Source organism: Rouxiella badensis (assembly GCF_026967515.2).
GTDB lineage: Bacteria > Pseudomonadota > Gammaproteobacteria > Enterobacterales > Enterobacteriaceae > Rouxiella > Rouxiella badensis.
The window spans coordinates 2,265,680-2,280,981 of the sequence record NZ_CP114062.1; the positions used below are offsets into that span (position 1 = coordinate 2,265,680).

Annotated in this window: 11 protein-coding genes and 1 tRNA gene; 6 read left to right on the forward strand and 6 right to left on the reverse strand. The window is 49.8% G+C overall.

Annotated elements, in window-relative coordinates:
• Positions 1-111: 111 nt before the first annotated feature.
• The gene (locus O1V65_RS10445) at positions 112-2,823 is read left to right on the forward strand and encodes an ATP-dependent Clp protease ATP-binding subunit (protein WP_084912648.1); all 2,712 of its coding nucleotides are present in this window, start codon (positions 112-114) and stop codon (positions 2,821-2,823) included.
• Between the two features lie 89 nt (positions 2,824-2,912).
• Here the strand turns inward: O1V65_RS10445 and O1V65_RS10450 are convergent, their stop codons facing one another.
• Positions 2,913-3,557, reverse strand: a complete 645-nt coding sequence (locus O1V65_RS10450; protein WP_017493057.1) for a YchE family NAAT transporter — start codon at positions 3,555-3,557, stop codon at positions 2,913-2,915.
• Positions 3,558-4,101: 544 nt separating this feature from the next.
• Between O1V65_RS10450 and adhE the strand changes: the two genes are divergently transcribed.
• Positions 4,102-6,801: a bifunctional acetaldehyde-CoA/alcohol dehydrogenase gene (gene adhE, locus O1V65_RS10455; RefSeq protein WP_017493055.1), complete on the forward strand. Its 2,700-nt coding sequence runs from the start codon at positions 4,102-4,104 to the stop codon at positions 6,799-6,801.
• Positions 6,802-6,980: 179 nt separating this feature from the next.
• Here the strand turns inward: adhE and O1V65_RS10460 are convergent, their stop codons facing one another.
• Positions 6,981-7,559 (reverse strand): thymidine kinase, encoded by a 579-nt coding sequence (locus tag O1V65_RS10460; protein WP_017493054.1) that lies wholly within the window; start codon positions 7,557-7,559, stop codon positions 6,981-6,983.
• 639 nt (positions 7,560-8,198) lie between these two features.
• Here O1V65_RS10460 and hns point away from each other — a divergent pair.
• A complete protein-coding gene (gene hns / locus O1V65_RS10465) occupies positions 8,199-8,606 on the forward strand; it encodes a histone-like nucleoid-structuring protein H-NS (RefSeq protein ID WP_017493053.1) in 408 nt (135 codons plus the stop codon).
• A gap of 188 nt (positions 8,607-8,794) precedes the next feature.
• Here the strand turns inward: hns and O1V65_RS10470 are convergent, their stop codons facing one another.
• From O1V65_RS10470 to rssA, 4 genes are all read right to left on the reverse strand, one after another.
• Positions 8,795-9,802: an NAD-dependent epimerase gene (locus O1V65_RS10470; RefSeq protein ID WP_017493052.1), complete on the reverse strand. Its 1,008-nt coding sequence runs from the start codon at positions 9,800-9,802 to the stop codon at positions 8,795-8,797.
• Between the two features lie 9 nt (positions 9,803-9,811).
• Positions 9,812-11,155, reverse strand: coding sequence for a UDP-glucose dehydrogenase family protein (locus O1V65_RS10475; protein WP_165429650.1), 1,344 nt, complete (start codon positions 11,153-11,155; stop codon positions 9,812-9,814).
• A 256-nt stretch (positions 11,156-11,411) separates the two neighbouring features.
• Positions 11,412-12,425, reverse strand: a complete 1,014-nt coding sequence (gene rssB / locus O1V65_RS10480) for a two-component system response regulator RssB (protein ID WP_017493050.1) — start codon at positions 12,423-12,425, stop codon at positions 11,412-11,414.
• A gap of 97 nt (positions 12,426-12,522) precedes the next feature.
• Complete coding sequence (gene rssA, locus O1V65_RS10485; protein ID WP_017493049.1) at positions 12,523-13,434, reverse strand: patatin-like phospholipase RssA; 912 nt, start codon at positions 13,432-13,434, stop codon at positions 12,523-12,525.
• A gap of 136 nt (positions 13,435-13,570) precedes the next feature.
• Between rssA and O1V65_RS10490 the strand changes: the two genes are divergently transcribed.
• The 3 genes from O1V65_RS10490 to O1V65_RS10500 all read left to right on the forward strand — a co-directional run bounded on the left by O1V65_RS10490 (position 13,571) and on the right by O1V65_RS10500 (position 15,246).
• Positions 13,571-14,035, forward strand: a complete 465-nt coding sequence (locus O1V65_RS10490; protein WP_017493048.1) for a YchJ family protein — start codon at positions 13,571-13,573, stop codon at positions 14,033-14,035.
• An 82-nt stretch (positions 14,036-14,117) separates the two neighbouring features.
• Entirely contained in the window at positions 14,118-14,966 is an 849-nt protein-coding gene (gene purU, locus O1V65_RS10495) for a formyltetrahydrofolate deformylase (RefSeq protein ID WP_017493047.1), read from the forward strand.
• 195 nt (positions 14,967-15,161) lie between these two features.
• Positions 15,162-15,246 (forward strand) — tRNA-Tyr (locus O1V65_RS10500).
• The last annotated feature ends 56 nt before the right edge of the window (positions 15,247-15,302 follow it).

Here is a 15,302-nt window from a genome sequence, read left to right on the forward strand (position 1 = left end):
TACCACCCTCCACTCTTAGCCCCCTCGGCTATGCTTAAGGTGAATTATCGACTCGTTCAGGGGATGCATGACGTACTGAACCTATAACCTGAAAACAACAGGAGATGTTCAATGCCAACTTTATGCGATATCTGTAACGCCAGGCCTGCTTCAGGCAGAGTCACCATCGTGCAAAACGGTCAGCGCAAGACGATAGCAATCTGTGATTATGATTACCGCCAGCTGATGCGGCACCAAAATGTGCTTAACCCTTTCGACTCCCTGTTAGGTGGAATGGGGGGACGCGATGGGTTATCCGGTTTCTTCAATAATTTCACTCAGGGCAGATCAAACGACGAGAGCACGTTTGGGGAGGTGCCCCGCGAGTCCGTTGACACCACAGAAGCGTTTAGCAAACAGTCGCTCGAGCTTTTGCAGAAAGCAGCCGAAAAGGCCCACGCGCTAAATCGGAGCGAGCTTGATACCGAACACCTTCTTTACGTTCTTGCCGATACCGACGTCTGCACCACCCTGTTCAAAGAATTCAAAATCTCCCCTGAGGATATAAAAAATTATATCGATCAGAATGCCTATTCCGGCGCCACAGAGACCGGGGCATCGATGGATGATATGAGCGTTTCGCCCCGCCTGAAAAAGGCTTTTATGTTTGCATTCCAGGCTTCTCGCGAGTTGGGGCACTCCTACGTCGGCCCCGAGCATCTGCTGATTGGTCTCAGTGAAGTCACCGACAGCGTCGCCGGTTCTTTGCTTAAAAAATACGGCATCTCACCTGAAGCGATTCGCCAGAAAGTGGTAAAAATCGTTGGCAAAGGCGCTGAAGACGGCCGCGTCGATACGCCTACCGGCACCCCGAATCTGGATAAGTTTGGTCGTGACCTCACCGAGATGGCGCGAGCGGGCAAGCTCGATCCGGTTCTCGGCCGAGCCCAGGAAATTGAGAACACGATAGAGGTTTTGGCACGCCGCAAGAAAAACAATCCGGTGCTGATAGGTGAACCCGGCGTCGGTAAAACCGCCATTATTGAAGGGTTAGCACAGCGCATCGTTAAGGGCGACGTGCCTGAGGTGCTGCGCGGTAAGCGATTGGTTGAGGTCAACATCAACTCAATGGTCGCTGGCGCGAAATATCGCGGTGAGTTTGAAGAGCGCGCCAAACAGCTTATCGATGAAGTCACGGCCAAAAAAGGCGAGCTGATCCTGTTTATCGATGAACTTCACACCATTGTTGGCGCGGGTCAAGGCGGTGGCGAAGGCGGATTAGATATTGCCAACGTGCTCAAGCCTGCCCTCGCCCGCGGTGAACTCAGCCTGATTGGTGCCACTACGCTTAACGAATATCAGAAGCACATTGAGAAAGACGCGGCTCTGGAAAGGCGTTTCCAGCCGGTGCTGGTGCCAGAACCGACCGTCGACCAGACCATCATGATCCTTCGCGGGCTGCGCGACACGCTTGAAGCGCACCACCAGGTCACCTTTTCCGACGAAGCCTTTGTCGCTGCCGCCGAGCTCTCGGACCGCTACATTACCTCGCGCTTCCTGCCGGACAAAGCTATCGACCTGATTGACCAGGCGGCGGCACGCGTCAGGATTGGCTCGACCTCTCGCCCGGCGGAGGTGCAGGAGCTCGAGGCACAGATTTCTCACGTCAAACGCGAACGGGACTATTCCTCCAGCCGCAAACAGTTTGATGACGTGAAGAAATTTGAGAAAGATATTGAGGATAAACAGAAACGCCTCGATGAACTGACCGAGGCGTGGAATAACAAAACCGGGTCAGAAACCCTTGAGGTTACCGTCGCGTCGGTCGCCGAAGTAGTTTCCCGCCTGACGGGGATCCCGGTCTCTGATTTGACGCAGGAAGAGCGTAAAAAACTGCTTAACATGGAAGAGAAACTGCGTGAACGCGTAGTGGGCCAGGAAGACGCTGTGACCGCCGTAAGCGATGCAGTGCGGTTGTCTCGTGCCGGTTTGGGTCAGGCGCACCGCCCGATTGCCACTTTCCTGTTCCTCGGCCCAACCGGTGTAGGTAAAACCGAGTTGGCGAAGGCCATCGCAGAAGCGGTGTTTGGCGATGAGCAGTCCATTATTCGCATCGATATGTCGGAATATATGGAAAGACATACGGTCGCACGCCTGATTGGCGCGCCTCCGGGATATGTCGGCTATGACGAAGGTGGTCAGTTAACGGAACGGGTCAGACGCCGTCCCTACAGCGTTATCCTGCTCGATGAAATAGAAAAAGCGCATCCAGACGTTTATAACGTGTTGCTCCAGGTGTTTGATGACGGCCGCCTGACCGATGGCAAAGGTCGCGTGGTTGATTTCAGTAATACTACGATTATCGCCACCAGCAATTTGGGGTCGGCGATTATTATGGCCAATTCATCGCTACCGGAAAATGAACGCAGGCCGGATAAAGAAATTCGCGATGAACTGATGCAAGTCCTCAAAGGCCACTTCAGGCCAGAATTCCTCAACCGTATTGACGAGATAATCGTATTTAACTCGCTGTCGTCAGAAAATATCCGCCTGATTGTTCAAATTCAGCTGGACCGGCTAACCCGCACTGCGGCGGCGCAGGATATCACCCTCACTGTTGCCGAAAGCCTGGTTAACCATTTAACCGAAGTGGGCTATCAACCTGATTTTGGAGCACGCGAGCTTAAACGCAAAATACGTCAGGAGGTAGAAACTAAACTCGCGAAGGAAATACTGGGCGACAAACTTAAATCAGGGGATTCGGTCGAGATAGGATTCGATGAAGAGAGTGACAAGGTGGTGTTTGATATCCATTCTTCACCTGCCTCATCTTCTGCAACGTAACCACAGGAGATAAGAGAAAAGTTTCATCGATCTTTATTAAGCAAGGGCGTCAACGCCCTTGCTTAATTATTTTTCATGCCGGATTTTCTTTACAGCAGGCCGGGAAACGTGGCTTTAAGACCGGTAACAATAAACTCGATACCTAAGGCCATCAATAACAATCCCATAATACGTGTAATAACGTTAATACCGGTTTGCCCTAAAAGTTTCATCACCAACGGTGCGGCGCGGAACAGCAACCAGCAGCAGAAGGAGAAGATAACGATCGCGAGCGTAAATCCAAGTAGGTTTTCCCAGCTGTGATAGCGCGAACTCCAGACGATGGTGGAACTGATTGCCCCCGGACCGGCCATTAAAGGCAGCGCAAGCGGCACAACGCCTACGTTTTCACGGATTGCGGTCTCCGACTTCTCCTGTTTGTTCTGTTTGTCCTCACCCAGCTTACCGCTAATCATCGACATCGCAATGGTAACCACCAGAATACCACCGGCAATACGGAAGGAATCTATTGAGATGCCAAACAGATGCAGGATGGCGTCACCGAGGAACAGCGAGGTGCATAAAATAATCGCGACCGAAAGATTGGCCGTCATATTGGTTTTATTGCGTCCTGCTGCTGCCTGATAGCTGGTCATACTAATAAATACCGGCAGGATCCCCACCGGGTTGACCAGCGCAAACAGGCCGACAAAAAACTTGATATAACCCGAGAAATCCAAAATTGTCTGACTCACGCAGTACTCCGCATAAGAGGTAAAAAAGGGGGGTGATTAATGGGCGCTAATGTACTGGAATCGCCGCCCATACGCCACGAAGTTATTCAGCATATACCTCTAGATTTTCAGAACAAAGCAGTGAATAACACCAGCATTAAATTGCTGAAAAAACGCTCATTAACGGCAGCGGTCAACGACTAACAATTTTGCTTCAATTAATCGATTCAATTAACAAACAGAGAGCTGAAAGGAGTCAGCTTTAGATTTTAACTTGATCTGGATCATATTCAGCCTACTCATTAGTCGGTAAGCTTATTCCACGGCAACAAAAGCGGCTCGTTTTACCAACAGAACAAATGATGGAGTCGCGATAATTTTAACAATTTATGTCCTGCGCCATCAGAATTGATTAGAAACCTTTTTAGAAAATAGAAAAACAGACCACGCATTCCCTTGATAAATAGTGAGTTTTAAATGTTCCGGCAGCATTGTTGGGCACGACTATACTTGGAGCCTGGCCCGGCTATTTTCTAAAAAAGTTTAACATTCTCAGGAGAACACCATGGCAGTCACAAACGTCGCTGAACTGAACGAGCTTGTTGCTCGTGTAAAAAAAGCACAACGTGAGTATGCAGAGTTCACACAAGAACAGGTTGATAAAATCTTCCGGGCCGCCGCACTTGCCGCCGCTGACGCACGTATTCCTCTTGCCAAATTAGCCGTTGAAGAATCTGGTATGGGTATTATCGAAGACAAAGTGATTAAAAACCACTTCGCTTCAGAATATATCTACAACGCTTATAAAGATGAAAAGACCTGTGGCGTCGTCGCAGAAGACGAAACCTACGGCACCATTACCATTGCTGAACCTATCGGCATTATCTGCGGGATAGTCCCCACCACCAACCCAACTTCTACCGCAATTTTCAAAGCCCTTATTAGCCTCAAAACCCGCAACGCGATTATCTTCTCGCCACACCCACGTGCGGCTAAAGCAACCATCAAAGCCGCGAATATCGTGCTGCAGGCAGCGATTAAGGCCGGTGCACCCAAAGACATTATCGGCTGGATTGACGCACCAAGTGTGCCGTTGTCCAACGAACTCATGCATCACCCTGACCTTAACCTGATTCTCGCCACCGGCGGTCCTGGCATGGTTAAAGCCGCCTACAGCTCAGGTAAACCGGCCATCGGCGTCGGTGCCGGTAATACCCCGGTCGTGGTGGATGAAACTGCTGATATCAAACGCGTTGTCGCATCCATTCTGATGTCCAAAACCTTCGACAATGGCGTAATTTGCGCCTCAGAACAGTCCGTTATCGTCGTGGATTCCGCCTATGAGGCAGTCAGAGAACGCTTCAAATCACACGGCGGCTATATGCTGGCCGGGAAAGAGCTGAAGGCGGTTCAGGACGTTATTCTTAAAAATGGCGGCCTCAATGCCGACATCGTCGGCCAGCCTGCAACCAAGATTGCTGCCATGGCCGGTATCACCGTACCTGCCAATACCAAAGTGCTAATCGGTGAAGTTTCCAAGGTTGACGAGTCGGAACCTTTCGCACACGAAAAACTTTCACCGACGCTTGCGATGTATCGCGCTAAAAACTTCGAAGATGCGGTCGATAAAGCCGAGAAACTGGTGACCATGGGCGGCATCGGCCACACCTCTTGTCTCTATACCGACCAGGACAACCAGCCAGAGCGCGTTCGCTACTTCGGCGACAAGATGAAAACCGCACGAATTCTCATCAATACGCCCGCTTCTCAGGGGGGTATCGGTGACCTCTACAACTTCAAACTTGCGCCTTCACTAACGCTGGGTTGTGGTTCATGGGGCGGTAACTCCATTTCTGAAAACGTCGGACCAAAACATCTTATCAACAAGAAGACTGTTGCGAAGCGAGCAGAAAATATGCTGTGGCACAAACTTCCGAAATCCATTTACTTCCGCCGCGGCTCACTGCCTATCGCACTTGAAGAAGTGGCAACAGACGGTGCAAAACGTGCGTTCATCGTCACCGACCGTTACCTGTTCAACAACGGTTATGCAGACCAGGTGACCCGTGTTCTGAAAAGCCACGGTATTGAAACCGAAGTGTTCTTTGAAGTAGAGGCCGACCCAACGCTGAGTATCGTGCGTAAAGGCGCTGAGCAGATGAATTCCTTTAAACCGGACGTCATTATCGCGCTCGGCGGGGGCTCACCGATGGACGCCGCGAAAATCATGTGGGTGCTGTACGAACATCCCGAAACGCATTTCGAAGACTTGGCGCTGCGCTTTATGGATATCCGTAAACGTATCTACAAGTTCCCCAAAATGGGGGTGAAAGCGAAGATGATTGCTATCACTACCACCTCAGGGACAGGCTCTGAAGTGACGCCTTTCGCGGTCGTTACCGACGATGCGACCGGGCAGAAATATCCGCTGGCTGACTATGCACTGACTCCGGACATGGCGATTGTCGACGCCAATCTGGTGATGAACATGCCGAAATCGCTCTGTGCCTTCGGCGGTCTTGATGCGGTAACGCACGCTCTCGAAGCCTACGTTTCCGTTCTTGCCAACGAGTTTTCCGATGGACAGGCTTTGCAAGCGCTCAAACTGCTGAAAGAGTTCCTGCCAGCTAGCTATAAAGAAGGCGCGAAGAATCCGGTTGCCCGTGAACGCGTGCACAACGCCGCAACCATCGCCGGTATCGCGTTTGCCAACGCCTTCCTCGGGGTTTGTCACTCAATGGCGCATAAACTCGGCTCCGAGTTCCACATTCCACACGGCCTTGCCAACGCGATGCTTATTTCGAACGTGATTCGCTACAACGCGAATGACAACCCGACCAAGCAAACCGCCTTTAGCCAGTACGATCGTCCACAGGCGCGCCGTCGCTACGCCGAGATTGCCGACCATTTAGGCCTCAGCGCTGCGGGTGACCGTACCGCGCAGAAGATTGAGAAACTGCTGGCCTGGTTAGACGAAATCAAGGCTGAATTGGGGATACCTACCTCCATTCGTGAAGCAGGCGTACAGGAAGCCGACTTCCTGTCTAAAGTCGATAAACTGTCAGAAGACGCGTTCGACGACCAGTGTACCGGCGCTAATCCGCGTTATCCGCTGATTTCAGAACTTAAACAAATTCTGATTGATACCTACTACGGCAATAAATTCAGTGAAGAATTGCCGCTGAGTGTGGTAACCAAACAGGAACCCGTGACTATCGTGGCAGACGCAGCGAAGGCTCCAGGAATTAAAAAAGCCAAAAAGTAATCGTCAGTCACACGCGTTAAAAAAGAAACCCGCCATATGGCGGGTTTCTTTTTATGCCTTAAGAATGTGCTGAAACATTAAGTGTATTAATGGTTTTTGCTTATTATCACCAATACAAATAATAGAATCGTAAGACTAATGTAAACGAAAGGTTATCATTGCGACCCTTTCAGGCTTTTTCATTCAGCCATGGCTTCTTTATAATGCTTGCGGCAAACGGAGACATACTGCTCATTCCCCCCAATAACGACCTGAGCGCCATCGTGAAGGGCTTTTCCATTCTCGTCGAGCCTGAGGGTTTGATTCGCCTTACGACCGCAGTGGCATATGGTTTTAAGCTCGACCAGTTTATCGGCCCATGCCAGCAAATACTGACTGCCGCTAAATAACTCGCCACGAAAGTCTGTACGCAGGCCATAGCACAGCACGGGGATATCGAGCCTGTCGACAACCTCGGTTAATTGTTCCACCTGCCCGCGCGTCAGGAACTGGCTTTCGTCTATTAACACGCAGTGCAAGGTTTGCGCCTCATGAGCTTCGCCAATAAGCGCCAGCAAATCGGTATCTTGATTATAAAGTTCAGCGGGTGAAGATAATCCTATACGCGAGCTGACCTTCCCTTCCCCGAAACGGTTATCTATTGCCGCAGTCAGCACTAACGTGCGCATGCCGCGTTCCTGATAGTTATAGGAAGATTGTAACAAAGATGTAGATTTTCCTGCATTCATCGCAGAATAATAAAAATAAAGTTGAGCCATGAGCCCTTAACTCCAACAGTATAATGAATTCCGAAACGCCTCTTGCTTTCAATTGTAACACACCGCCAGAAGCTATAGGCATTGACTATGCCTGCCTGTAACCGGTCCCATAGACAATAAAGCAGCAGGTTGATTACAGAGTTTTACAATCAGATATTGTGATTACTCTTCTTCCTAATTAGTTAACCTAACAGGGAGATTCCCGATAAGATCTCTGGAAAGTGCCCGTATAAATCAATTATTAAGCAATACTCTATTCCAGTAAGGTTATAAATTCGGACCCTTCCTTAGCGGGTTAATCGATCGCTGGAGGGCACATATAGCTAAAATGCTTGAGGGATTTCTCAAGGCTAATGTTGTCAGTTATACGTAAGGTCTATTGATATTTGTAACCTGTCCGCCAAGGTTATAAAAGAGACGATTAAAAGCTGTGGCTTACCGCACAAAAGGACAATCAATTTGCCTTATAGTGCGAACTTTAATACAGAGTTAATCGGGTTTATATTTCTCACAGTGAAAAACAATATTGCTTATAAATGGTAAATTCCCGTCAACATAACAAATTGGCTATTGCAGAATACAGAAGAGCATTCTATTATTACCGAAACGCCCCCCACTAATTAAATTGAGACTTGTATAATGAGCGAAGCATTAAAAATTCTGAACAACATCCGTACTCTGCGTGCACAGGCTCGCGAATGTACCCTGGAAACTCTCGAAGAAATGCTAGAGAAATTAGAAGTTGTTGTTAATGAGCGCCGTGAAGAAGATTCTGCAGCCGCTGCGGAAATTGAAGAGCGTACTCGTAAACTGCAGCAATATCGCGAAATGCTGATCGCTGACGGCATCGATCCAAATGAATTGCTGTCTACTATGGCGGCAACTAAAGCAACCGGCAAAACTAAGCGTGCTGCCCGTCCTGCTAAATACAAATACGTTGACGAGAACGGCGAAAGCAAAACCTGGACTGGCCAGGGTCGTACTCCAGCGGTAATCAAGAAAGCTATCGAAGAAGAAGGCAAACAGCTGGACGATTTCCTGCTGTAAGTTTTTTTTGGCTGTACCCCAGTCTCAAGATAATGTTTTCACAAAACCACCGTTAACGCGGTGGTTTTTTATTTTTTAAGTCAGACGCTGGGCAATAATCCATCAGAGCGCCTTCAGGCTCTCTGAAGTGGACATAAAAAAGGCTGCCATGGCAGCCTGTTGTTATTCGCGCAGCTTCTGCTTTGTGATTAGCAGTGATAATAATCTTTATACCAGCTGACAAAGTTCTTCACCCCTTCGTATACCGAAGTTTGCGGTTTGAAACCTGTAGCGTTATATAACGGCGTACTGTCAGAGCTGGTTTCATGCACGTCACCCGGCTGCATTGGCATCATGTTCTTCTTCGCTTCAACGCCCAGCGCGCTCTCGAGTGCCTCTATATAGGTCATCAGCTTAATCGGGTTGCTATTGCCAATATTATAGAGGATGTAAGGTGCAGAGCTCTTGGAGCCGTCACCCGTCTCGACCGTCCAGTCAGGCTGTGGCTGAGGAATAATATCCTGCAGGCGCATGATGGATTCTGTTACATCATCGATATAGGTAAAGTCGCGGCGCATTTCGCCGTGGTTATAAACATCGATGCTCTGGTCCGCAATAATAGCTTTGGTAAACTTGAACAACGCCATATCTGGACGCCCCCAAGGACCGTACACCGTGAAGAAGCGCATTCCGGTTGTCGGCAAACCATACAGGTGCGAATAAGTATGCGCCATCAACTCATTGGCCTTTTTCGTGGCCGCATAAAGCGAGATAGGATGGTCTACGTTATCTTCTGTATCAAACGGCTGCTTGCGGTTCATTCCATAAACAGAGCTTGAAGACGCATAAAGCAGATGTTTAACTTTATTATGGCGGCAGCCTTCAAGTACGTTGGCAAAACCCACGACATTAGCATCAACGTACGCCAGTGGATTTTCGATCGAATAGCGAACCCCCGCCTGCGCTGCTAAATGAATTACGCGGTCAAACTTATTCACGGCAAAAAGCTCGGCCATCCCTGCACGATCGGCAAGATCCAACTTGGCGAACTTGAAAGCGGGTTTGGCTTCAAGCTGGGCCAGACGCGCCAATTTCAAACTGACGTCATAGTAATCATTTAGATTATCAAGACCGGTTACCTGATGCCCTTCTTCCAACAACCGCAGGGTAACAAAATAACCGATGAAACCTGCTGCACCTGTTACTAAATAATTCATGCCTTCTCCTTACAATACCGGATTCACTGATGCACCGCGGCCAATCCCATAATAGGTAAAACCACGTTTTTCGAGTCGATCCGGATCAAACAAATTACGGCCATCAAAAATAACCGGGCTCTTTAAAGAGCTTTTCATCAAATCAAAATCGGGGGCGCGGAAATTCTGCCACTCTGTACAAATAACCAACGCATCGGCACCTTGTAATGCCGCTTCTTTGGTTCCCATCAGTTCTAAATCGCTGCGGTGACCATAAATACGTTGAGTTTCATTCATTGCCTCAGGATCGTAGGCTTTAATTTTTGCGCCCGCCGCCCAAAGTTGTTCCATTAGCACTCGGCTCGATGCTTCACGCATATCGTCGGTGTTCGGCTTAAATGACAGCCCCCAAAGTGCAAAGGTTTTTCCTGCTAGATTTTTACCGAAATGACGTTCAACAAACGTCGGCAGTTTATATTTCTGCTGAGCATTAACCTGTTCCACTGCCTGAAGCAGTTTTGGCTGATAGCCAATTTGTTCTGAGGTGCGGATCAATGCCTGCACATCTTTCGGGAAACAGGAGCCGCCATATCCACAGCCTGGATAAATAAAGTGATAGCCGATACGTGAATCGGAACCAATCCCCTGTCGGACTTTCTCGATATCTGCCCCCAATAACTCGGCCAGATTCGACATTTCATTCATGAAGCTGATTTTGGTGGCCAACATGCAGTTAGCCGCATATTTCGTCAACTCTGCGCTGCGAATGTCCATCACGATCATTCTGTCGTGATTGCGGTTAAAAGGCTCGTACAGCTCGCGAATCGGCTCGATAGCGTCTGGATTATCGGTACCAATTACGATGCGCTCAGGTCGCATGCAGTCAGCCACCGCAGCCCCCTCTTTCAGAAACTCAGGATTCGAAATAACGTCAAATGAGAGCTTAATACCGCGCTGTTGAAGAGTCTGTCCCATAACCTGACGCACTTTGTCCGCCGTTCCAACCGGCACGGTAGACTTGTCGATAACAATCTTTGGCGAGGTCATATACTGGGCAATGGTGCGCGCCACGGCGGTTACGTATTTCAGGTCAGCCGATCCATCTTCATCAGGCGGCGTGCCGACGGCAATAAACTGCACCTGAGCATGCGCAACCCCCTCTTCAGCATCAATGCTGAATTTGAGGCGGCCTGATTCGTAGTTTTGCTTAACCAATGGAGTCAAACCCGGTTCGAAAATCGGTATTTGTCCGTTCTTCAAGTTCTCAACCTTTTTGGCATCCACGTCAATGCACAGCACTTCGTGCCCAACTTCTGCCAACACCGCCGCCTGAACCAAGCCAACATAACCTATTCCAAATACGGTGACTTTCATGAGCAACTCCCCAATATTGAAAACTCGCAAGACGATTAAGTAATACGCAAGCGCGGGCTTTTTCCGGATCCTTTGGAATCGCTGCGACGAATATTGGGCGGCAGTATAACAGTTTCAAAGGGCTTCGCGACGTCCAACGTGCGTTGGACAAGGAACAAGACCCAAGATTACTCTTGGAAAATAATCCATAAAATCTGAGGGATAAAGCGGGTTAAGCGGAGTTCTACCCGTTAAAAATCGGCGCTTCGATGAGGGTTTATTCAGCAGAAAGCATTAATCTGAGGCGACCACCTGCCCCCCAAACCTGACATTGCCATGCTTCACAACGCTGACTTACCTGATTGGAGTAAGACGAACCAAGGGTGCCGAGGGGCACTCCGTTACTCAGCTGAATCTGATTTGTGCCGGTATTTATGTTGGCATGTAATCCTGCAGAAACCAGAATTAGATTTTTTTGTTCTGCGTTGTAATAACCCATCAACATCGGGAATTGCCCCTCTAAATGGGCCTGCTTAAACAAATGATTAACCTGTTTCAGCAGCGCAGACATTTGTGGCAGTCGCTGATTTTGATTACTGAGGTGCTCGCGCAGCAGTCCATTGAAGATCGCGCGCAATAATAAAGCGGCCAATACGCCGTTTTCACTGGCACGGGTCACATCGAGGCAATAAAAGCCCAGATCTTTCGCAGAAAGAGCCGCAATGTCCAGCACCAGACCGGCGTTTTGCGCCATAGTCAGTTGGCGGTAGTTAATGCGGCAGTGAGCGAGGGTTTGCTGAACAGGCGGTTGCAACTCTTGCAACAGTCTCGCAGCCTCATGCGGGTTGCGGCACAGCGCTTCCCAGTCTTGCATCAAATCGCTTTTTTCTAGCGCCTGAGAGGAAAACAGTTTGGGATAAAGGCTGGTTAATAGCGCCTCACGAAGGCGATTGAGGTCGTTAACAGGTTTGAGCAGCACGTCTTCTACGCCCAAACGGAGCATAGTCGCGACGTCGGTCATTTTATCCGTGGCGGAGATAACCAGAACGGGGATCTTGCTCCCCTGCAGGCGGAGGCTTTCAACAAACTCGATGCCGCCCATTTCAGGCATTGCCAAATCACAGAGGATTAAATCAGGGGGAAACTCCTCAACCAGAGACAAGGCTTCAAGCCCGTTTGCCGCTTCGGTAAAGGTTGCCCCCAACGAACTCACATAGCCTGCCAGTACCGATCTGAAAACGGCTTCGTCTTCGACGATCAGGATGTGCTTGCTTGTAAGTGGCTTGTCCATCAGGGTCTCCCAGAAATTCTTCCCCCTAATAGTGGCCTATAAAGCGTAATTTTGCCCGTCAGAATTATCAGATAACGCTGGAATGTTGCTAAACCGTTCAGAAATGATTGTTTTTAACCAATGGCAGCAGCTGGTCCATCTGCTTCTCAACCGCCAGTCGCCCCGCCTCAATAGCCTCTTCAGCACGGTGGAAATCAAGGGTAGAAATTTGTGGGCAAAACGGCTGAAGGACCACGTCCGGCGGATCACCCGCCATACGATAGCGCTTAAGACGATTTTCGAGCACCTGAATAGACGTCGACATGATTTCCATCGCGGTTGGGGTTTGGCTGTTCTGTCTGACCACTGGCCGGGCAAGCTTCTGACGAATTTTGTCGCGCCAGTTGAGCTCTTTGACGTCGTCAATGTTGTCGGGATTTGCCTGTACCGACAGCAGATCTTGCTGCATTAAATGTGCCTCATGCTGTAGATCAACGGCGATAACGATATCCGCCCCCATCGCGCGGGTCAGCGAAACCGGCACCGGATTGACCACCGCACCATCAACCAGCCAGTAGCCGTTAAACCACACCGGTGCCAGCAGGCCCGGCATACTGCAGGACGCACGCACTGCCTGATGCAGATCGCCTTTAGTGAGCCAAAGCTCTCTCCCCGTACTGAGGTTGGTGGCCACCGCACCAAATTTTCGATTACATTGCTCAAAGTCTTCGATGCGCAGCAGCTGAGAGACGGCGTTAAAAATCCTCTCGCCGCGCAGCAGACCGCCGCGTCGCCATGAGAAGTCCATCAGCCTTAATACGTCCCAATAGCTAAACGACCTTACCCAGCCTTCCATCGCCGGGAGACGCCCACTGACGTAGGCCGCACCGACCAATGATCCCACCGAGCATCCCGCCACGATATCGACTTCAATTCCCATCTCATGCAGCGCATTGATCACACCAATATGAGCCCAACCTTTTGCTGCCCCTGAGCCCAGAGCCAGACCAATTTTCAGCTGTCGTGCCATTATTTTTCCTATCTCTGCCTGATGACGGAGTATTTGCCGCCGCTTGTGCGTTGTCACTCGGTGACAATGTTAGGTAACATAACGCCCTTTAGCATTCAATAGCACGCACTGCGCGCTGCCAGTTACCGGAGTTAATGTGAACAGTTTATGCCCTTGCGGCAGCGAGTCCGAGTTTGAACAATGTTGCCAACCGGCAATCACCGGCGTGCGCCCTGCGGCGACCCCCGAAGCACTGATGCGTTCACGTTACAGCGCTTACGTGACCGAAAATGCAGACTACCTGATTGCAAGCTGGCACCCTGACTGCCGCGTTCCCGAACTGCGGGCTGCCCTGCTCGAAGGGTTTGGCTCTACTCACTGGTTGGGGCTGAACGTCGTTGCCACCGCAAAGGGTAAAAGCGCCGATGAAGGTTTCGTTGAGTTCGCTGCACGCTATCAGGAAGAGGGCAATCCAGATACCGTGCTAATCCACGAACGTTCACGCTTTCTTCGAGTAAATAAACACTGGTATTATGTCGATGGAATTAAGCCGCAGGTAGGGAGAAACGATCCTTGCACCTGCGGTTCTGGCAAAAAATATAAGAAGTGCTGCGCAAAATAACGCGGCATAATGCCCCAACGCGATAGACGCATAATTAACATATTCCCTCAATAATAATGAGGGGGACAGGATTTAGACTCTGATGTCACATCACAACGTTCAAACCAAAGTTTTACGCACTATTTGTCCTGATGCTAAAGGGCTGATCGCCAAGATCACCAATATTTGTTACAAGCACGAGCTGAATATCGTGCAGAACAATGAATATGTCGATCATCGCACCGGCCGCTTCTTCATGCGCACCGAGCTGGAAGGCATCTTTAACGACAACACCTTGTTAGCCGATCTCGACAGCGCGCTGCCGAAAGGTTCCATCCGTGAGCTACAAAGCACCGACCGTCGTCGTATCGTCATTTTGGTGACCAAAGAGGCGCATTGCCTGGGCGATCTGCTGATGAAATCCGTCTACGGCGGCCTGGACGTCGAGATTGCGGCCGTTATCGGTAACCACGACACCCTGCAAACGCTGGTTGAGCGCTTCGATATTCCTTTCCATCTGGTTAGCCACGAAGGTCTGACCCGCGAGCAGCACGACAGCGCGATGATGGCGCAGATTGACCAATACCAGCCTGACTATGTGGTACTGGCGAAATATATGCGCGTGTTAACGCCGGGCTTTGTACAGCACTATCCGAACCAGGTTATCAATATTCACCACTCTTTCCTGCCGGCGTTTATCGGCGCGCGCCCTTACCATCAGGCCTATGAGCGTGGCGTGAAGATCATCGGTGCAACGGCGCACTACGTTAATGACAATCTGGATGAAGGCCCAATCATCATGCAGGACGTTATTAATGTCGATCACACTTACACCGCTGACGATATGATGCGTGCCGGCCGCGACGTTGAAAAGAACGTGCTGAGTCGCGCAATTTATAAAGTTCTTCAGCAGCGCGTATTTGTTTACGGCAACCGTACGGTCATTCTTTAAGCCTACCGCGGGCGTTTTTGGTTAGTAAAACGCCCGCACGTGCAAAAAATCGGCATTCGAACCTGTTTTAACTATTTTCTGCGTTTCAAGGCTTTACAGCTGCGTTTCATTTGATATGATGCGCCCCGCTTACCGCGACAAGCCACGCGGCAGGTACTGAAGTAAAGAGTAAAACAAGAAATCCACGAATTTCGTGGTGGGGTTCCCGAGCGGCCAAAGGGAGCAGACTGTAAATCTGCCGTCATCGACTTCGAAGGTTCGAATCCTTCCCCCACCACCATCGCGTTGCCCTCTACAGGTTGTAAAATTCCTTCAAAGTTTGTCTAAAACACTCGA